The following is an 18,788-nucleotide window of genomic DNA, read 5'->3' on the forward strand; positions in this document are numbered from 1 at the left end:
CGAACAGGCCGCGCCTATCCGGGTGTCGTGGGCGCGGCCACCATGGTTTCTACCCGGCAGCGCACCGCTTCTCTCGCCTGCTCCGGCGCAAGTTGCCGCAGCAGCAGGTGCAAGCACAGGCCGTCGATCAGGGCGTGAAGTTCTACCGCCGCCTGTTCGGGCGTCGCGGCTTTGAGCAGGTCGGCCCCGGCGAGGCTGCGCGTGATCTCCAGCAGTGTCGCGTGCAGGTCCCGGTAAAGAATGCCGTGTGCGTCGGCGTACTGCTCGCCCCGAACAGCGGCGGAGGCGAACGCCAGCCAGACTTCCGTCCATTCCTGGGAAGGCCCGTCCAGCGGCAGGAGGGCGAGCAGAAAGCCTTCGAGCTGCGCCCGTGGTGGCCCACTGAGCTGGAGCGCCCGCAGTTCGCGTTCTACGGCCCCGGCGAGCTGCTCGGCGGCAAACGTCAGGATGCTGTCGCGGGTGGGAAGGTAGTGCCGGACGGCGCCGCTCGACCAGCCGGACTGCTCACTGAGGTTACGGATGGTCACGCCGTCTACCCCTTCGCGCCGGATCAGCGCCCAGACATGTCGAACAAGCTCCTGGCGACGCTGATCATGGTCCACGATGCGCGGCATGACAGAGTTTTAGCACGGTCTTGCCAAATAAAAGGCGCCGTGTTAGAACATCCCTGCTTATTCGCACGGTCATGCGAAATAGCGGGAGAGTGAGATGAACGCATGGACAGCCCTGGTGCTGGCGGGCCTTTTTGAAGTCGGCTTCACGACGGCCCTCAAACTGGAGCAGCAGAACAAGAACTGGGGCTGGGCCTTCATCGTCTGCGCCTGGATCAGTTTCGGTTTTCTGGCACAGGCGATAGAAACCATTCCCCTCGGCACGGCCTACGCCGTCTGGACTGGCATCGGCGCCGTGGGAACGGTATTGGTCGGGCGGGTTTTTTTCGGTGAGCAGCTCGGGGGGCGCAAGCTCGCGCTGCTGGCGGTTATGGTCGCGGCGATCCTCGGCCTGAAGGTGACGGCATGACGGCCCCGGCCCCGCAGACGAAAAACGCCGCCTGGGGCTGGGTCCTGCTGGCGGGGCTGTTCGAGGTCGGCTTTACCTATGCCCTGAAAATGTCGCAGCACGACGGCAAATACCTGGGACTGTTCCTGCTGTGCGCCATCGTCAGTTTCGAGTGTCTGGCCCAGGCGCTGAAGACGCTTCCCGTCGGCCTCGCCTACGCCGTCTGGACCGGTATCGGCAGCGTGGGGACCATCCTGGTCGGGTTGGTGCTTTTTGGCGACAGTCTCTCGGCGCTGCGTCTGGGCCTGCTGACGGTCCTGATCGGCTCCATCGCCGGCTTGAAGATTGTGGATCGGTGACGAAGGCCGGGCAAAGCCGTAGCGACAGACAGGTTCAGCCCCGCAGCGCCGCGTGCGTTTCCAGCGCGTAGCGGTCGGTCATGCCCGCGAGGTGGTCGCAGATGGCGCGGGGCAGCCCATCACGCCCCACGCGGCTGCGCGGGCGCGGAGGCAGCAGCGCCGGACGGGTCAGGAAGGCGCCGAACAGTTCGGTGAGCACCTGTTCGGCCTGATAGACCTCGCGCTCGACTTGCCAGTGGCGGTAGAGCCGCTCGCGCAGAAAGTCGCCCGCCCCGCGCAGGTGCCCCCGCAGCGCCGGGCTGTAGGTGACGAGCCGGTGCGCGTGGGCCTGCACCGCGTCCGGCGAAGCCACGCCGCTCGCCGCAATCGCCGCGTCGCTGCTGCGGGTCAGGTCGCCGATCAGCCAGCCGAGCAGCTCGCGTTGCAGCGTCCGCAGGTCGGCGGAGGAGGGCCGCTGCGAGGTCACGCCACTGCGTTCCTGCAATTCGCGCCACAGCGGCAGCTCCAGCAGGTCTTCGGGGTGCAGCAGCCCGCTCCGCAGCCCGTCGTCGAGGTCGTGGGCGGTGTAGGCAAGCGCGTCGGCGGCGTCCACCACCTGCGCTTCGAGGCTGGGCTGGCGCTGCGTGGGGGGCAAGGCAGCCCGCCCATGTTTGTTGAGCCCGTCGAGGGTGTCGAGCGTCAGGTTGAGCCCCGGCTGCTCGCCCGAGCGCTCCTCCAGCAGTGTCACGATGCGCCGGGCCTGCGAATTGTGGTCGAAGGTTTCGCCGTGCCCGCGCATGAGCGAGTCGAGCAGCCGCTCGCCCGCGTGCCCGAACGGCGGGTGCCCGAGATCGTGGGCGAGCGCCACCGTTTCGGCCAGTGTTTCGTTGAGCCCCAGCGACAGCGCCGCCGTGCGCGCCACCTGCTGCACTTCCAGCGTGTGCGTGAGCCGGGTACGGTAGTGGTCGCCGAGCGCGGGGGCATTGAGAAACACCTGCGTTTTGGCTTCCAGCCGCCGGAACGCTTTGGTGTGCAGCACCCGGTCACGGTCTTTCTGGTAGGCGGTGCGCGTTTCGCTGGGCGCTTCGGGCACCGCGCGCCGGGCCTCGCTGCTGCGCCGGGCGAAGGGCGGGAGCAGGGCGGCCTCACGGGCTTCGAGGTCGGCGCGGGTGAACATGCCCGCAAGATAGGGCGCCGCCAGTGCTGGGGACTGTCATGTCTGCCAGTACACAAAGGGGGCCAGCACAGACCAGACCGCCCTGCCGCTCTAGACTCCCCCCATGTCTGCCACCAAAACCATCTATGACGGCCACATCGTCAAGCTCGAACTGGAAGAGGGCAAATGGGAAATCGTGCGCCACGCCGACGCGGTGGCGATTTTGCTGCTCAGCGAGGGGGGTGAGATGAAACTGGTGCGCCAGCGCCGCCGCGCGGTGGACGCCGATACGCTCGAAGCCCCGGCGGGATTGATTGACGAAGGCGAAACGCCCGAAGCCGCCGCCCGGCGCGAGTTGCAGGAAGAAGTCGGCCTCGACGCCGACCTGACGCTGCTCACCCGCTTCTACACCAGCCCCGGCTTCTGCGACGAGCAGCTCTACGTGTTCGAGGCCAAAAATCCCCGCGAATCCCGCCTGCCCCTCGACGAGGACGAAGAGATTGAGGAAGTGTGGATGGCGCCCCAGACCCTACTCGACGGCCTGCGCGGCGGCACGGTCCAGAGCAGTTCGCCCACCGTCGCGGCGGCACTCTACGCCCTCCAGCGGCTCGCGGGGCAGCAGTGAAGACTTACGTTTCTCCCTCGCAGCGGCCCGACACCGAGACGGTCATTGCCATCGGGTCGTTCGACGGGGTGCATCTGGGGCATCAGGCGCTGCTCGCCCAGCTCAAGGCGCGGGCGCGCGAATACCGCGTGCCGAGCGTGGTCTACACCTTCGACCCGCCCACCCGCGTGCTGATGCAGGGCGTCGAGTTTCTGTCCACCCTGCCGGAAAAACTCGACCTGCTGCGGCTCTACGGCATCGACGAAACCATCGCCGTGCCGTTTACCCCCGAGTTCGCCGCGCGGCCCAAGGAAGCCTTTTTGGCCGACCTGCGGGCGATGAAGCCTCGCGCGGTGGTTGTCGGTGAGGACTTCTACTTTGGCAAGGGCCGCGCGGGCAGCACCGCCGACCTGCGCGAAGTCTGCGCCGACGTGGTGTCGCTGCCCATGCACCAGCTTGGCGGCGACGACATCAAGAGCACCCGCATCCGGGCGCTGCTGAAAGAGGGCGACGTGGACGGCGCGCAGCGTCTCCTGGGCCGCCCCTACGACGCGCAGGGCGTGGTGGTGCGCGGCGACCAGATCGGGCGCACGCTCGGCTGGCCCACCGCCAACCTCCGGGTGTCCGAGGGCAAGGCGCTGCCGCTCGGCGTGTTCGCCGTGCAGGTCGTCAACGACAAGGGCGAGCGCTGGGGCGGCATGGCGAACGTGGGTTGGCGTCCCACCGTCGAGGGCCGCGAGCGCCGCTTCGAGGTCCACCTGTTCGACTACCAGGGCGACCTCTACGGCGAGGAGTTGCAGGTGAAGTTCCTGTCGCGCCTGCGCGGCGAGCAGAAATTCAGCGGCCTGGACGAACTCAAGGCCCAGCTCGGGCGCGATGCCGAGGCGGCGCGGGCCGCGCTGGGCGGGTAAGAACGCTCAGTCGAAAGCCGGAGGCCGCGTTCGAAACAGCCTCCGGTTCCTTTTTGGCCCCAGCGCTCAGCGCGGCGTGCCGAAGTTCTGGCCCCAGTACAGGCGGTAGGGGCTGCCCGCCACCGTCACGGCGCCCACGCCCAGCTCGGTGAAGGCCGGGTTCATGATGTTGGTGCAGTGGCCAGGGCTCTTGAGCCAGCCGTCCACCACGGCGGCGGGGCTCGGCTGCCCGGCAGCGATGTTTTCCCCGGCGGTGCGCCAGAGGTACCCCGCTCCGGTAATGCGGTCGCTGAACGGCACGCCCTCGGGGGTGGTGTGGTCGAAGTAGCCGCGCTTGCCCATGTCGAGGGTGTGGTTGCGCGAGGCGTGGGCAAGTTGGTCGTTCCAGCGCAGCGCCGGGGCCGGGGCGTAAGGCGTGGTGCCGCAGGTGGCCCCGCGTGCACGGGCTTCGTTGGTTAAGCGCAGGATTTCGAGTTCGTCGGCGCTGGCAGCGCGGTTACTCTCGGGATACCAGGTGTAGCCGCTGGGGCCGGTGGGGGGCGCCGGGGGAGTAGGTGCTGGGGGCGTTGGTGCCGGAGGAGTTTGAGGCGGAGCAGCCGGCACCTGCACCGTGACCGGCACGTTGCGGGTCAGGCGCGAGCCGTCAGCCAGCTCGAAGGCAAGGGACACACTGCCGCTGCCCGCCTGGGTGCCCGCCGTGAGCACCACCTGACCGCTCTGCGCCGAGGTCTGCTGCATTTCCACCCGGCTGACGAGCGCCGAGGGCTGGACCAGCGACACGCCGCGCACCGGCCCCTGGTACGCCAGCGCTGCGCTGCCACCACTTACCAGGGAAACGCCCGCAGCGGGCACCGTCAGTTCGACGGTCTGGGGCTGCGGCGCCGCCTGCACCGGAATCTGCACCTGCGCCTGGCGCGTGGGGTCCTGCACGCTGCGCGCCGTCACCGTCAGGGTGCCGCCAGGGGCGCTGACTGGCACGCTCAGGCCCGCGCTGCCGTTGCCCCGGTCGCTGAGCTGGGCGGTGAGGTCGGGGGTGTCGCCCTTCACGTCCCAGGTGACGCCGGTCTGGTAAGCCCCACTGCCACTCACCGTCGCCTGGAGGTCGAGACTCTGCCCGGCCTGGAGCGCGGCGCGGCTGGCTTTCAACTCCACTCCGCTCACCTGTGCCGGCGCGGGAGAAACACTGACCTGCACCGTCGCCTGCCGGGTCAGGCCCGCCGCCGTGCCGGTGACCGTGACCGCGTAGGTGCCTGCCGGGGTCTGCGCAGCGTCCACGAGCAGCATGGTGCCGCTGAGGCTCACCGCCAGGTCTGACGGAGCCGCTGTGACCGCCAGCTTGACGTTCTCGGTGAGTGCCGCGTTGGGGGTCACGTTGACCGGCAGACTGTGCGTGGCCGCTCACCAGGGACAGGGCGCTGCGGCTCAGGCTGAGGCTGTAATCGGGGGCCGGGGTGGCGGGCGGAGCCACCGTGACCGGGGCCAGCACCGTCACTTCCACCGAGGCCCGTTTCTGCTCGTTGCCCCAGAAGCCGGTTACGGTCAGAACCGCCCGACCCGGCGCGCSCGTTGGCGCGCAGGTGTAGTTCGTTGCCGCTCATGTTCGCGCTCAAGCCCGTCGGGCTCCGCTGATTTCAACCCGGTCGGCAACGCGGCTGACCTGCACCGGCACGGTCCGTTCCTCGCCGTCACTGAGGGTCAGCGTGTCCAGGCCGAGGGCCAGCGTGGGAGCTGGCTGGGGCGCGGCGGGCGGGGTCGGGGCCGGCGTCGTGGTGGTCGGCGTGCCTGCCGAGGGCAAAGGGCGGGCCGCCGGCGTGAGCGCGGTGTTGCAGGCGCTCAGTGGGCCGCACAGGGCGAGGGCGAGCAGCAGCGGGCGGGCGGGCAGGGCAGAGCACAGGGGGCGCAGCGACACGGCGTTCTCCTTGGGGTGATAAGTGAGAAGAGAGTAAAGGCCAGATGACCGGACCTCAAGTGCGCGGAGTCTAGGCAGCGGCCTCAAACGGAAACCTCACAGCCGGGGCAGGTCATCTCACGGACAGAAGTCACGCTGCTGGCCCGCCGCCGGGCCTACCCTGGAGCCATGACGAGTTCCGCGCCCGAATCTTCCGCGCTGCCCGATGTGCTGCACCTCGGGTATTCCTTTTGCCCTAACGACACCTTCATTTTTCACGCGCTGCACGCCGGACTGGTGCAGGGGCCGCTGCCGGTGCAGGAAGTGCTCGAAGACGTGCAGACCCTCAACGACTGGGCGGTAGCAGGACGATTGCCGATGACCAAAATCAGCTACCGCGCCTATTTCGATGTGATGGACCGCTACGTGGCGCTGCGCTCGGGTGGGGCGCTGGGCCGGGGCGTGGGGCCGCTCATCGTGACCCGGCCTGGGGTGAAGGACCTCACCGCCCTGCGGGTTGCCTCGCCCGGCGCGCTCACCACCGCTGAACTGCTGCTGCGCCTCGCGTATCCCGGTGTCGAAGTCGTCCGGATGCGTTACGACGAAGTGATGCCCGCCGTGCAGCGCGGCGAGTACGACGGCACGGCGGTGGACGCGGGCCTCATCATCCACGAGTCGCGCTTTACCTATCCCGAGTACGGCCTCGACAAACTCCTCGACCTCGGCGCGTGGTGGGAAGGCGAAACCGGGCTGCCGCTCCCGCTCGGCGCGATTCTGGTGCGGCGCGACCTGCCCGCCCAGACCCAGCGCGAGTTGCAGGACGCCGTGCGCCGCAGCCTCGAATACGCCTACGCCCACCCGGCGGCGGCCCGCGACTACATCCGGGAGCACGCGCTGGAGATGTCCGACGAGGTGATGCAGGCGCACATCGACCTCTACGTCAATTCGCTGAGTCTCGACGTGGGCGAGGAAGGCGAGCGGGCGGTGCGCGAACTGCTGCGCCGGGCAGTGGAGGTCGGCGCGGTGACGGCGCGGCCTGAGCTGCCGCTTTTTGTCGGAGACGCTGCGGAGGCTGGGACGCCGACGATTTTGTAAGACATTGATGAGGTGGCCTACGTTACCCTGAGGAGGTGAGCAAAGCATCCGCGCCCGCTTTTCCTGCCGTTGAAGTGCGGGGCCTGTCTAAGAGTTATGGCCGGGCGAATGTCCTGACCGACGTGTTCCTGAACGTGATTCCGGGCGAGGTCTACGCGCTGACCGGGCCCAACGGAGCGGGCAAGACCACCCTGATTCGCATGCTGACCGGCCTCGCCTTTCCCACGCGGGGCGAGGTGCGCATTATGGGGGTCAACGTCCACACCGATGGCCCCCGGGCGCGGGCGTTGATGGGCGCGGTGGTGGAGGCCCCGGCCAAGTTCTACCCGCAGTTCACCGGCACCGAGAACCTCAAGATTCACGCGAGTCTGACCGGCGCGGGCGTGGGGCCGGGACGCATCAGCGAGGTGCTGGCGCTGCTCGAACTCACCAGCATGGGCGGGCGCCGGGTCGCCGAGTACTCGCTGGGGCAGCGGCAAAGGCTGGGGGTGGCGAGCGCCATCCTCGCCGAGCCCAAAGTCCTGATTCTGGACGAACCGACGAGCGGCCTCGACCCCCTCGGCATCGGACTCATTCACCGCATCGTGACCAGCCTGGCGACCTCGGGGTGCGCGGTTATTCTCAGCACCCACCACCTGCGCGAAATCGCCACCTACGCCCACACCGTCGGCATCATGACCGGCGGGCGGCTGGTGGACACGGTGGACCTACGCAGCCGCACCAGCGCCTACCGCTTCCGGGTGGACGACCCGGTGGGCGCGGCGGCCCTGCTCGAGCGCCAGCCCTATGTCCGCAAAGCCACCCCCCGGCCCCCCTACGCGGTGGCGCAGCTTGGGGCGCAGGCGAACGTGCCCGAGGCGCTGCGGCTGCTCGCCAATGAGGACGTGGCCGTCTACGAGGTCACCCCCGACCATTTCGACCTGTACGAGTATTACCGTGAACGGGTGGAGTACGCCTGATGCTGAGCCTGATTTCGCTTGAATTTCGCAAGCTGCTGGCCTCACGCAGCGCCCGTATCGCCCTCCTGGTGTGTACCTTGCTGCCTTTCCTGTGGTCTTTCGCGCCCCGCCTGGGCGAAATCCTGCGGGTGGACCTCGTCAGCGGCTGGCAGCTTCCGGCGGTGAGCATCGGCGTGGCGGTGCAGTTCCTGATGCCGCTGTTCATCGCCGTCGCTGTGGCCGAGATGATCGGCGCCGAGGTCGCGCAGGGCACGCTGGCGCCGCTGCTGCTGCGTCCGGTGAGCCGCTCGCGGGTGATCGTGAGCAAATTGATCGTGGCGCTGTTTTTCCCGCTGCTGCTGGTGCTTGCCACCCTACTCGGCTCACTGGTGGCTGGGATTCCGCACGGCTACGGCGAATTCCGGGGCGGCACTGGTCTCGGCCCCGGTCTTTTTCAGGGCGTGGGGGTGCTCTCGCCCTCGGCGGCGCTCGCGGAAGTGCTGCGCGGCGGGCTGCTTACCTGGATCATGCTGATGCCGGTCGCGGCGCTCTCGCTGTTTTACGGCGTGCTGCTGCTCAGCACCTCGGCGGCGGCGCTCGCAACTCTGGCGACCCTCAGCGTCTTGCGGCTGCTGGTCGTCTTTCCCGAGGGCTTACAGCGCGTGCTGCTCACCAGTTATCTCAATCTCTACGTCACCCAGGGCAGCCTGACGCAGGCGCTGGTGCTGCTGCTGATCTACACGCTGGGCTTCAGCCTGATGGCGATTTTTGCCTTCGACCGCCGCGACCTTTGATACCGATTGCGGTGAAATCGCTCAACGTGAGCGATGAAACCCGAGCAGAGCGAGAAGCAAAAGAGACGTGCTGCGGAAGATGGACTGAAATCCAGTTCTTTCCTGGATTTCAGGGAATCGGACGCAGTACGTCTAAGCAAGGGAATGAAGAAGAGGGACCGGCAATTTCTCTGACCGGTCCCTCTTTTTGACTGTTGCTCCGCTCTCAGGGCCGCTTTTCCAGCAACGCCCGCGCCACCCGTTGCCCTACGTCGAGGCCCGCCACGCCGTCCACGCCCCAGTGGATGCCGCCGACCACCCGCGAAAAGGCCGCGTCCCGAGCGTCGCGCCGCAGTTGCCGCGCCTGGAGCGGGAAAAACTGCGCCAGCACCTCGGCGGCGGCCCCACTGACGGTGGCGTGCCCGCTGGGGTAGCTGGGAAAGGGCGGCGTGGGCAGTGACGGCGCCCAGCCGGGCTGCACGTGGTCCATCCAGCTCTGGGGCCGGGCCACGTTGTACTCGAATTTGCCCTGCCAGCAACTGATAAAGGCGTCATGACCCGCCACCGCCGTCGCGGCGAGCACCTGCGCCAGGTCGCTGCCGCCCAGCCGCGCCTGCTCGCCCAGCCGCAGCGCTTCTTCGATCCACAGCCCCAGCGGGGTCACGCTGCCCGACCCGGCAGCCCAGTGGGCGGCCAGGGCGCGGTCCGCCGGGGTCAGTCGGGTCTGCTGGTCGGCGAAACGCTCGCGGTCGGCGGTGAACTCGGCGCTCTGCCAGCCGGGGGGCGGCGTGACTGCGGCAGTGCGTCCGGGGCGAGGCCGATGGGCTGCACCCGTCCCCAGCCGGGTTCGAGCGCCCGCTGCCCGCTCAACGGCGCCCAGAGGCCCTCGCCACTCGGCTGCGCGGCGTTGCCCTGACTCGCCTGCGCCGCGCCGTCTTGCTGGGCAAACGCGAGCACCGCGTCGGCCACGGCCCCGCCCAGCGCCCACGACGCCCGGTCTACCTCGGCCGGCAGGGGAGGCAACGCGCTCCGCAATTCGCTCGCCAGCCGCGCACCGTCGCGCTCAAACAGCGCCATCTGCACCCGGGTGGCGGCCACGGCGGCGGCGGTGTCGCTGTCCACGGCGCGGCCACTCTGGCGGGCGAGCCACGCCGCGTCGTGCAGCGCCCCCAGGGTCAGCGCCAGGGCGCGGGCGGCGGGCGGCGGGTCCAGGCGCCGGGCCGCAATCAGGTCGAGGGTGGTCCGGGCCACGCGGCGCGGCACCTGCACTGAGAGCGCCGTGGCCGGGCCAGCGGGGGCCGCCGCGAGTGCGCTTCGGGTCTGCCGCAGMTCGGGCGCCGCAGGGCTGATGACCAGGGGAGAGGCAGCCAACCCTGAACGGACGGCGGGACTCAGCGCCGGGGCACCCTGAGTCTGTGGCAGCAGGCTGGGCGCCGTGAGGCTTTGCACTGCTGAGCTCTGAGCCACCGCGCCCGCACCAGCGGCGATTCCCAGGCAGACACTCACGGCGCACCAGCGGGCCAGCCGCCGGAAGTGGGGCTGCCAGTGGGACAGGGAAGCACGCGACATGGCCTCAGAATAGCGGGCGGGCCGGCTCAAAATGAAATTTCTCACGTTTTGTTTTCGCTGACCCGGTTTTTTCTTTCTTGACCCGCTAGCATCGGCGGATGACGTTTGCCCGCTCCTCGCGTTCCGGTCTGCAAGACACCATCGCCGCTGTCGCCACCGCGCCGGGCAGCGCCGGGGTGGGCATCGTGCGGGTGAGCGGGCCACGCGCACTTGAGATTGCCGATGGGCTGTTCCGGGGCAAGCGGCGCCCGAGCGCGACTCCGGGCGGGCGCTTTCTGTTCGGCGAGTTGCACGCGGACGAAGAACTGCTCGACGAGGGCCTGTGCCTGGTGTTTCGCGGCCCGCGCAGTTATACCGGCGAGGACGTAGCCGAAGTGCAGACCCACGGCAGCCCGGCGGTGCTGAGTCGGGTGCTCGCGCGCACGCTCGACCTCGGTGCGCGGCTGGCGCGGCCCGGCGAGTTCACCCTGCGGGCCTACCTCGCCGGACGGCTCGACCTCACGCAGGCCGAGGCGGTGCTGGGGCTGGTGGAGGCGAGCACCGAAACGGCCCGCCGCCAGAGTGCGCTGGGCCTCAGCGGGGCGCTCAGCGAGCGGGTGGCGGGGGTGGCGCGGGCGCTGACCCGCACGCTGGCGGCGATTCAGGCGCTGCTCGACTACCCTGAAGAAGGCGTGCCCGACGAGGACCGCGCCGCGCCGCTCCTGGGAGCGCAGTCGGCCCTCGAAGAGCTGCTCGCCAGTGCCCACGCCGGGCGCATCAGCACGCGGGGGGCGCGGCTGGCACTCATCGGGCGGCCCAACGCGGGCAAAAGCAGCCTGCTCAATGCGCTGCTCGGCTATGAGCGCTCCATCGTGACGCCGCTGCCGGGCACCACCCGTGATTACCTCGAAGCGGGCCTGGAACTCGCGGGCGTGCCGGTCACGCTGGTGGACACGGCGGGCCTGCGCGAAACCGAGGACCTGATCGAGGCTGCCGGGGTGCGGCAGGCGGTGGCGCTGGCGGGCAACGCCGACCTGGTGCTCGTCCTCGAAGACGGCAGCCAGCCGCGTGAGCCACTGCCGACCGAGCTGCCCCCCACGGCGACGGTGCTGCGCCTGCGGACCAAGGCCGATCTGCCTGCCGCTTGGACCGACCCCGCTGCCCTCGACGTGAGCGCCGTCACGGGCGCCGGTCTGCCCGCGCTGCGCGAGGCCATCGGCGCCGCGCTGCTCGGCGACGCGACGCGGGGCGAGGCGTGGCTGACCACCGAGCGGCAAACCGACACCGTGCGCCGGGCGCTGACCCACGTGCAGGCCGCCCGCACCCTCCCCGACGACCTCGCCGGGTACGAGCTGGAAGAAGCGCTGCACGCCCTGGCCGAGCTCACCGGTCAGGACGTGCAGGAAGATGTGGTGGACGCTGTGTTTCGCAACTTCTGCGTGGGCAAATGATGCGGCCTCAAGCGCTCCGGCGCAGGCGGCGTTCCAGCCAGTTCAGGGCGCGGCGCACGCTGCGGCTTTCGCGGCGGTCATGAGCTTCCCATGAGGTCATGGCCTGCGGCTCGTGAAGGGCCTGTTCGCGCATGAGGGCTTTGGTGGTGAGGTCGAGGTCAGACGAATACATGTCTGTATTTTAGCGTGTTAGACGATATTTTTCCTGCCTCATCGCCTTCTGGTCACTTGCTATGTTCCCTAGTGAAAGGCCGGGCAATCGCCAGTCCTATACAGGTGCTCTGCATAACTCCTCACGCTTATACAGGGTTATGCTCCCCGCTACCTGTCATTCGTAAACATCGGCATGAAGATTGCTGTCCTGTTTAACGGGACAGAGAGCGGGCGGCCCCTCGCCTCCCTGACCTGTCTACAATTCGCTCCATGCCCGATTCGCTGCCGCACGTCATCACCTCGCTGCAAAATCCTCAGGTCAAACGGCTGGTGCGCCTGCGGACGCGGCGCGAGCGCGAGCGCGACGGCGTGATGCTCATCGAGGGCGCCCGTGAACTGATGCGGGCCGAGTCGGCGGGCGTGACGGTGCCCGAGCTGTTCGTCTGCCCCGAGCTGTTCAGCCCCGAGGCGCGCGAGCTGTTTCCCGAAGTGACGGGCGCGACGGAACTCAGCCGCGCCGCCTTCGAAAAAGTCAGCGGGCGCGAAAACCCAGACGGCGTGCTGGGCGTGGCTCCGCTGCCCGCACCGCGCCTACCCCAGCCAGGGGACGATACCGTGGTGGTTGTGCTGCACGGCCTGGAAAAACCCGGCAACGTGGGCGCCATCCTGCGGACCGCCGACGCTGCCGGGGCCGCCGGGGTGCTGGTGCTGGGGCGCGGTGCCGACCCCTACGGCCCCAACGTGATTCGGGCGAGTCAGGGCGCCGTGTTTAGCGTACCCACGGCGGTGCTGGGCGAGGACGCGGCGCTCGGCTGGCTGGCGGAACACAACTTTCGCACCGTCGCCTGCACGCCCGACGCCCCCGCCGACTACTGGGACACGCCGCTGACCGGGCGGGTGGCGCTGCTGCTCGGCACCGAGCACGCCGGGTTGCCCGCCGAGTGGCGCGCGGCTCATCAGGCGGTGCGGGTGCCGATGCACGGTCAGGCCGATTCGCTCAACGTGGCGACGGCGGCGGCGCTGGTGCTCTACGAGGCGTTGCGGCAACGGCGGCCTGCGGACGCTTGAGCCTGGGTGCTGCCCCTGAGCGGGTTCCCCGAATAATTTACCTAGAGCATTTGACATCTGGTGCTGGTTGACCCTCTACCAAGGGGAGAGGGCCTGCCGAAGGCAGGGGTGAGGGGTCGTTATTCCGTTAAATGCCCCAGACAGTTCAGGTCCGCTGAACACTTCCCGGAGCCTCCCGCGCCCGGGTGCCATACTGCCCCTGATGTCAGCTCCCTCCTCACCTGCGTCGCAAGACCCGTACCGCGACTGGCTCAGGACCCGTCTGGGCCGTGAATTCGGCGTGCGCGAAGCGGACCAACTGATTCAGGCGGCGGTGCAGCGCCGGGGTTGGCAGGCGGTGCGCGTGCTGGGGCCGCGTGACGTGGTGGCCGTGTTGCAAGACGTGTACCAGCGGATGCGCGACGAAAACGGCGAGAACCGCGCCGACCGCTGGCTTCAGGAAGCCTCGGTGGACCTCAACCGCCTTGCCGAGACGGTGCCGGTGCCGGTGGACACCCCCGAAGACGTGCTGCTGCGGCCCGCGCCGCGTCCCGTTGCGTGGGGCCGGCGCGCCCACGACCTGCCGCTGATGCTTGCGCGGGTGCACCACGAAATCGCCACCCGCAGCCTCGCCTCGATTCGCACCGACGCCGACCTCGCGCCGCTCGAACGCCTGCGCCGCGCCGCCGAGTGGGACGTGCAGGCGACCCAGGCCGAGGTCCGGCGCTGGGAAACCGAGGACATGCTCGCGCAGTTGCGCTCCCAGCACGCCCGCACCGAAGTGACCGATCAGGTCGCCTCGGCCCGCGCCCAGGTCGAACTGCTCGAACTGACGGTGCGCGAACTCGCCGCGCTGACCGGTGAACGCAGCTCCCCCGCCAAGCTGGCCCACAACCGCCTGATGCTCACGCAGACCCGCAGCTTTCTCGACGCTTTTGCGCCGCTGGTCAACGAGCAGGAGGCCGATCAACCGCTCACCATGCTCGACATCGACCTGCGCCACGCTCGTTACTCGCTGGGGGTGCCGCTGCATCCCAACGTGCTGCGCGCCCGCTACGGCCTGAACTACGCGCTGTGGCAGGCGGGCGAACTTGGCGAACGGGCAGTGCCGGTGCAAGAAGCCCAGCGCGCCCTCGCGCAGGCCGAGCAGGAAGCCGCCGCGCAGTTGCGAACCACCATCGAAGCGGCGCGCACCCACCAGAGCACCCTCAAACAGCTCGCCGCCCACGTCGAGGAACTTGAGGAGCGGGCGCTCAAGCTCAGCCGGGTGGGGGGCGATGACCTCTCGCTCGCGCGGGTGCGGCTGGAGTGGAGGCAGGCCCGCGCCGCCGCCCGCATTCAGGCCAACCGCCTCGAAGAAGCGGTGCAACTGCTCGAAGCCCTCGTCAGCGACTCGGCGGAAACGAGCACGCTCGGCTGAGGGGGTGAGGCGTATGGAGGCCAGAACTGTGCCCGTTTCCAAGTTGCCCAGCCCTTTCCTGTTCCTGAATGTTCGTCATCTGCCCCTTGCACATTTGTTCAAAGACTGTGAACATATGTGCAAGATAGCCAGGGTCCCTTCCTGACCCCTGGTGGAGGAGTGCCATGACTCAAGGTTCTGTTGTCGATCCCCGTCCGGCCCAGGTGCGGGCCGCCCTCGCCCCCCAGGAATGGGACGTCATCGTCGTGGGGGGCGGCGCGTCCGGTCTGGGCAGCGCCGTCGAAGCGGCCACGCGCGGCCACAGCGTGCTGCTGCTCGAAGGTCACGACTACGCCAAGGGCACCAGCAGCCGCTCGACCAAGCTGGTGCATGGCGGCGTGCGTTACCTCGCCCAGGGCAACGTGTCGCTGGTGCGCGAGGCGCTGCACGAACGCGGCCTGCTGCGCAAGAACGCCCCGCACCTCGTGCGTGACCTCGGCTTCGTGGTGCCCGCCTACGACTGGTGGGCCGCGCCCTTCTACGGCATCGGCCTGAAGATGTACGACGTGCTGGCGGGCAAGCTCAACCTGGGCAGCTCGACTTACCTGGACCGCGACAAGGTGCTGTCGCGCGTCTCCACCTACAAGGAAAAGGGCCTGCGCGGCGGCATCCTCTACTTCGACGGTCAGTTCGACGACGCCCGCCTTGCCGTGACCCTGCTGCGCACCCTCGAAGATTTCGGCGGCGTGGCCCTGAACTACGCCCCGGTCATCGGCCTGATCAAGGACGGCGAACAGGTGCGCGGCGTGCGCTTCCGTGACGAGGAAAGTGGGCAGGAACACGAGGCCCGCGCCAAAATCGTGGTCAACGCGACCGGCGTGTGGGTGGACGACATCCGCCGCATGGAAGACCCCACCGTCAAGCCGATGCTCTCGCCGAGCCAGGGCGTGCACGTCGTCGTCGAGAAGAAGTTCCTGCCGGGCGACAGCGCCATCATGATTCCCCGCACCGACGACGGGCGCGTGCTGTTCGCGGTGCCCTGGCATGACCACGTGGTCATCGGCACCACCGACACCCCGGTGCCGCAGGCCGACTTCGAGCCGCACGCACTGGAAGAAGAAGTCGAGTTCATCCTGCGCACCGCTGGGCGCTACATGGACCCCGCGCCTGGCCGCGCCGACGTGCTGAGCGTCTACGCCGGGCTGCGTCCGCTGGTCAAGAACGAGAAGTCCGACGGCGCCGGCTCCACGGCGGCCCTCTCGCGTGACCACGTCATTCGCATTTCCAAGGGCAACCTGATCACCCTGACCGGCGGCAAGTGGACCACCTACCGCCGCATGGGCGAAGACACCATCAACCGCGCCGAAAAACTCGGCGGGCTGCCCGAGCGCCTGACCATCACCCCCGGCCTGCACCTGCACGGCTGGAGCGAGGATGAGCGCCCTGACCACTGGAAGGTCTATGGCAACGACGCCGAGCGCGTGCAGCAGCTCCCCGGCGCCGACGCACAGCTCCACCCCGACCTGCCTTATAGCGAGGCCGAACTGCGCTGGGCCGTGCGCCACGAAAGTGCCCGCACCGTCGAGGACGTGCTGGCCCGCCGCACCCGCTCGATCCTGCTCGGCGCCCGCGCCAGCATGGAAGCGGCCCCCCGCGCCGCCGCCATCCTCGCTGAGGAACTGGGCAAGGACGCCGCGTGGCAAGCGCAGCAGGTCGAAGCGTACCGGCAAGTCGCCAGCGGCTACGTGCTGTAAGCAAAAGACAAAGCAGCAGGCGGACGCCCCGAAGAGTGTCCGCCTGCTGCTTTGGTTGCTTAGGCCGGAGCCAGCGCGACTTGTCCTACAGGAGGCAGCGGTTCCAGGCTGCCTCCTGCGAGCAGGGTGGCAAACTCCTCGCCGCTCAGCGTCTCACGCTGCATCAGGACCGTCACGATCTGATGCACCTGCGGCAGATACTCGCGCAGCAGCGCCAGCACGCGGGCATAAGCGGCGTCGATCAGGGCGCGAACTTCCTCGTCCACCACCTGTGATGTGTGCTCGCTGGTCGGCAACGGCTGCGGCCCGCCGCCGAGGTAATTGCCCTCATCCGACGCCAGCGCCACCTTGCCGATGCGCCCGGACATCCCCCACTCGGTGACCATGCGCCGTGCGAGTCCTGTCGCCTGCTGAAAGTCGTTCTGGGCGCCCGTCGTCACCTCGCCGTAGACCACTTCCTCGGCGGCCCGCCCGGCGAGCGCCACCGCGATCATGTCCTCCAGCGCGGCGCGGGTGACGTGCAGTCGGTCGTCGGCATCGGGCAGCATGTACCCGGCGGCCCGGCCACGCGGCACCACCGTCAACTTGGCCACCCGGTGGGCGTTGGGGAGCAGCTGAGCCGCGAGCGCGTGCCCAACCTCATGGTAGGCGGTGACTTTGCGGTCAGCCTCACGCACGACCATGCTGCGGCGTTCTGGTCCCATCAGCACCCGGTCGCGCGCTTCGTCTACATCGCGCCCCGTAATGCGGTTGCGACCTTCACGGGCGGCCAGCAATGCCGCCTCATTCAGCAGGTTTTCGAGGTCGGCCCCCACCATTCCCGCCGTCCGACGGGCAATCACCCCGAGGTCCACCGACACGTCGAGCGGTTTCTTGCGCGAGTGAATCCGCAGAATCTGCTCCCGTCCTCGCACGTCCGGCGCGTCCACCACGACTTGTCGGTCAAATCGTCCGGGCCTGAGCAAGGCGGCATCCAGAACATCAGGTCTGTTCGTCGCCGCAAGGATAATGACATCCTGCCCGCTCCCGAAGCCGTCCATTTCGACAAGCAATTGGTTGAGCGTCTGTTCGCGCTCGTCATTGCCACCTTGTATGTTCATACCGCGTTTGCGGCCCACCGCGTCAATTTCGTCAATGAAGACGATGCAAGGAGAAGATTTGCGGGCTTGCTCGAACAGGTCACGGACGCGGGCGGCACCGACCCCGACGAACATTTCCACGAAGTCGGAGCCGGAGATGGAGAAGTAGGGAACTTTGGCTTCCCCCGCGACAGCCTTCGCGAGCAAAGTTTTCCCCGACCCAGGCGGGCCCACCAAAAGAACCCCATGTGGAATCCGTGCCCCGAGTTGATGGTATTTCTCCGGCTGGCGGAGGAAGTCCACGACTTCTTGCAGGTCCTGCTTGGCCTCATCGCAGCCGGCCACGTCCGCGAAGGTGAGCTTAATTTGCCCCTCGCTGATAATCGCCGCTTTCGACTTGGCAAACGAGCTGGCGCCGCCTCCGCCGTTGCCTCTGAGCGAGCGCCACAGCACCGCCAGAATCAACGCGGTCAGCACCAGCGGGAGCGCTTGCCCCAGCCATGCGAAGCGCGAGCCGCCCGGCGTGACCTGCATGGTGACGCCGCTGCCGCGCAGCCGGGCCAGGGTGGCGGCGTCGGGCGGGAGCAGCAGCCAGCGCGGGTTGGGGCCGCCTGCCGGTTCTTTGAAAAAGACCTGGGTGTTGCCCGCACCGTCGAGTTTGACCCGCTCCACCTTGCCGGCTTGCAGGTCGGCGAAAAAGCGGTTGACGGTGTAGTTTTCCGGCATCAGCCGGGGGTTGCCTTTGTTCGGGGTCCAGGTCGGCGGCTGCGGGGCAGGCGTGGTCGGTGCGTTGGCGCTGGCCGTGACATGCGCTGTGGTCGCCGCCGCCGTGCCCTGCACCAGTACAGGCAGCGTCAGCAGATGCAGGGTCAGCAGGCCGGCTTTCCAGGAACCACTTCGGCTGCTCCAGCGTCCGGAGAAGCGGCGAACGGGGGCGCGGCGGGTCATGCGGCCATGCTAGCGCCGCGCCTGCCGGGCAAATGGGAAACAGGTCGGAGCATCTGAGGGTCGCTGGCCCCAGCTCTGGCTGACGGGCAACTGACCGCTGCATGGCCGAACTGTGAAGTGAGTCTCCCTGTCGCGCTGCCCCCCCGCTGCCTACACTGCCTCTATGCGTCCCACTCCTTTGTCGGCCCTGCTGCTCGGCGGCCTCGCTCTCGGTCTGAGTGCCTGCACCGTCACGGTGCGCCCCAACACCGGTCTGGCGGGCAGCTCCAACAACCTGATTTCGACCTTTATCCCCACCAAGGGCGAAGGTGCGGCCTACGCGGTCGGCGAAGCGGTGCAATTTCGTCTGACCACCCGTGACGCCGGCTACGCGACCATCCTGGCGCTCAACCCCGACGGCTCGGTCAATATCCTGACCCGCAACGCCTACGTCGGCGCTGGGACCACCGTGTTCCCCCGTCCGCAAGACGGCGTGACCTACAACGTGGCGCCGCAGCGTGGGTTGCAAAAGGTCCGGGCCATTTTCCTGCGTGTGCGCCCGACGACCGACCTCGTGCTGAGCGGCGTCTACGACAATGGCCGCTGGAACACCGCGACCACTGAGTACCTGACCCCTTACGCCTACGCCGACCGCGACGTGCAGGAAACTTACTTGTATATCCGCTGAGCCGCGCCTGAGCGCTGCGCTGCCCCTGACCTCGCCGCTT

General features: G+C 68.5%; 20 protein-coding genes. 12 read left to right on the plus strand and 8 right to left on the minus strand.

The features are described 5' to 3' along the window. Nucleotides 1-14: 14 nt before the first annotated feature. The gene (locus DR_RS05170) at nt 15-614 is read right to left on the minus strand and encodes a TetR/AcrR family transcriptional regulator (protein ID WP_010887646.1); all 600 of its coding nucleotides are present in this window, start codon (nt 612-614) and stop codon (nt 15-17) included. A 94-nt stretch (nt 615-708) separates the two neighbouring features. Between DR_RS05170 and DR_RS05175 the strand changes: the two genes are divergently transcribed. Together DR_RS05175 and DR_RS05180 are read left to right on the plus strand one after the other, a co-directional pair. Further along, a complete protein-coding gene (locus tag DR_RS05175; protein ID WP_010887647.1) occupies nt 709-1,020 on the plus strand; it encodes a DMT family transporter in 312 nt (103 codons plus the stop codon). Then, nucleotides 1,017-1,358 (plus strand): DMT family transporter, encoded by a 342-nt coding sequence (locus tag DR_RS05180; RefSeq protein WP_010887648.1) that lies wholly within the window; start codon nt 1,017-1,019, stop codon nt 1,356-1,358. The genes DR_RS05175 and DR_RS05180 overlap by 4 nt, the downstream gene beginning before the upstream one ends. A 34-nt stretch (nt 1,359-1,392) precedes the next feature. On the opposite strand, the gene dgt is transcribed toward DR_RS05180, so the two are convergent. Then, a complete protein-coding gene (dgt, locus tag DR_RS05185; protein ID WP_010887649.1) occupies nt 1,393-2,514 on the minus strand; it encodes a dGTP triphosphohydrolase in 1,122 nt (373 codons plus the stop codon). 103 nt (nt 2,515-2,617) lie between these two features. Between dgt and DR_RS05190 the strand changes: the two genes are divergently transcribed. After that, on the plus strand, nt 2,618-3,118 hold the full coding sequence (locus tag DR_RS05190) for an NUDIX hydrolase (RefSeq protein WP_010887650.1): 501 nt from the start codon (nt 2,618-2,620) through the stop codon (nt 3,116-3,118). Next, entirely contained in the window at nt 3,115-4,008 is an 894-nt protein-coding gene (ribF, locus tag DR_RS05195; RefSeq protein ID WP_010887651.1) for a riboflavin biosynthesis protein RibF, read from the plus strand. The genes DR_RS05190 and ribF overlap by 4 nt, the downstream gene beginning before the upstream one ends. Nucleotides 4,009-4,074: 66 nt before the next feature. On the opposite strand, the gene DR_RS16700 is transcribed toward ribF, so the two are convergent. Both DR_RS16700 and DR_RS05205 read right to left on the minus strand, forming a co-directional pair. Next, nucleotides 4,075-5,379: a CAP domain-containing protein gene (locus DR_RS16700; RefSeq protein ID WP_010887652.1), complete on the minus strand. Its 1,305-nt coding sequence runs from the start codon at nt 5,377-5,379 to the stop codon at nt 4,075-4,077. A gap of 235 nt (nt 5,380-5,614) precedes the next feature. After that, a complete protein-coding gene (locus DR_RS05205; RefSeq protein WP_164927952.1) occupies nt 5,615-5,917 on the minus strand; it encodes a hypothetical protein in 303 nt (100 codons plus the stop codon). 168 nt (nt 5,918-6,085) lie between these two features. Between DR_RS05205 and DR_RS05210 the strand changes: the two genes are divergently transcribed. From DR_RS05210 to DR_RS05220, 3 genes are read left to right on the plus strand one after another with little or no spacing between them, the layout of a single operon-like run. Beyond that, on the plus strand, nt 6,086-6,991 hold the full coding sequence (locus DR_RS05210) for a 1,4-dihydroxy-6-naphthoate synthase (protein WP_010887654.1): 906 nt from the start codon (nt 6,086-6,088) through the stop codon (nt 6,989-6,991). A 35-nt stretch (nt 6,992-7,026) separates the two neighbouring features. Then, on the plus strand, nt 7,027-7,950 hold the full coding sequence (locus DR_RS05215; protein WP_010887655.1) for an ABC transporter ATP-binding protein: 924 nt from the start codon (nt 7,027-7,029) through the stop codon (nt 7,948-7,950). Further along, entirely contained in the window at nt 7,950-8,723 is a 774-nt protein-coding gene (locus tag DR_RS05220; protein ID WP_010887656.1) for an ABC transporter permease, read from the plus strand. The genes DR_RS05215 and DR_RS05220 overlap by 1 nt, the downstream gene beginning before the upstream one ends. Before the next feature lie 205 nt (nt 8,724-8,928). On the opposite strand, the gene DR_RS05225 is transcribed toward DR_RS05220, so the two are convergent. Both DR_RS05225 and DR_RS05230 read right to left on the minus strand, forming a co-directional pair. Continuing rightward, nucleotides 8,929-9,366, minus strand: a complete 438-nt coding sequence (locus DR_RS05225; RefSeq protein ID WP_010887657.1) for a vanadium-dependent haloperoxidase — start codon at nt 9,364-9,366, stop codon at nt 8,929-8,931. A gap of 50 nt (nt 9,367-9,416) precedes the next feature. After that, a complete protein-coding gene (locus tag DR_RS05230) occupies nt 9,417-10,271 on the minus strand; it encodes a hypothetical protein (RefSeq protein WP_010887658.1) in 855 nt (284 codons plus the stop codon). Nucleotides 10,272-10,369: 98 nt separating this feature from the next. On the opposite strand from DR_RS05230, the gene mnmE reads away from it, so the two are divergent. Next, complete coding sequence (gene mnmE, locus DR_RS05235; protein ID WP_010887659.1) at nt 10,370-11,701, plus strand: tRNA uridine-5-carboxymethylaminomethyl(34) synthesis GTPase MnmE; 1,332 nt, start codon at nt 10,370-10,372, stop codon at nt 11,699-11,701. 7 nt (nt 11,702-11,708) lie between these two features. On the opposite strand, the gene DR_RS05240 is transcribed toward mnmE, so the two are convergent. Next, nucleotides 11,709-11,873 carry a hypothetical protein gene (locus DR_RS05240; RefSeq protein ID WP_155896390.1) on the minus strand — a complete coding sequence of 55 codons (165 nt, stop codon included), beginning with the start codon at nt 11,871-11,873 and terminating at the stop codon, nt 11,709-11,711. Between the two features lie 251 nt (nt 11,874-12,124). Here DR_RS05240 and DR_RS05245 point away from each other — a divergent pair, with 251 nt between their 5' ends. The 3 genes from DR_RS05245 (at nt 12,125) to DR_RS05255 (ending at nt 16,054) form a co-directional block, all read left to right on the plus strand. Further along, a complete protein-coding gene (locus tag DR_RS05245; RefSeq protein WP_010887660.1) occupies nt 12,125-12,922 on the plus strand; it encodes a TrmH family RNA methyltransferase in 798 nt (265 codons plus the stop codon). 202 nt (nt 12,923-13,124) lie between these two features. Continuing rightward, nucleotides 13,125-14,321, plus strand: coding sequence for a hypothetical protein (locus DR_RS05250; RefSeq protein ID WP_010887661.1), 1,197 nt, complete (start codon nt 13,125-13,127; stop codon nt 14,319-14,321). Nucleotides 14,322-14,485: 164 nt separating this feature from the next. After that, nucleotides 14,486-16,054 carry a glycerol-3-phosphate dehydrogenase/oxidase gene (locus DR_RS05255; protein WP_010887662.1) on the plus strand — a complete coding sequence of 523 codons (1,569 nt, stop codon included), beginning with the start codon at nt 14,486-14,488 and terminating at the stop codon, nt 16,052-16,054. Between the two features lie 59 nt (nt 16,055-16,113). Here DR_RS05255 and ftsH read toward each other — a convergent pair whose 3' ends face one another. Further along, entirely contained in the window at nt 16,114-18,081 is a 1,968-nt protein-coding gene (gene ftsH / locus DR_RS05260; RefSeq protein ID WP_010887663.1) for an ATP-dependent zinc metalloprotease FtsH, read from the minus strand. Nucleotides 18,082-18,244: 163 nt separating this feature from the next. Between ftsH and DR_RS05265 the strand changes: the two genes are divergently transcribed. Continuing rightward, nucleotides 18,245-18,748 carry a DUF4384 domain-containing protein gene (locus tag DR_RS05265; protein WP_010887664.1) on the plus strand — a complete coding sequence of 168 codons (504 nt, stop codon included), beginning with the start codon at nt 18,245-18,247 and terminating at the stop codon, nt 18,746-18,748. Nucleotides 18,749-18,788: the final 40 nt, after the last annotated feature.

The sequence above is a fragment of the Deinococcus radiodurans R1 = ATCC 13939 = DSM 20539 genome, from assembly GCF_000008565.1.
GTDB classification, from domain to species: Bacteria; Deinococcota; Deinococci; order Deinococcales; family Deinococcaceae; genus Deinococcus; species Deinococcus radiodurans.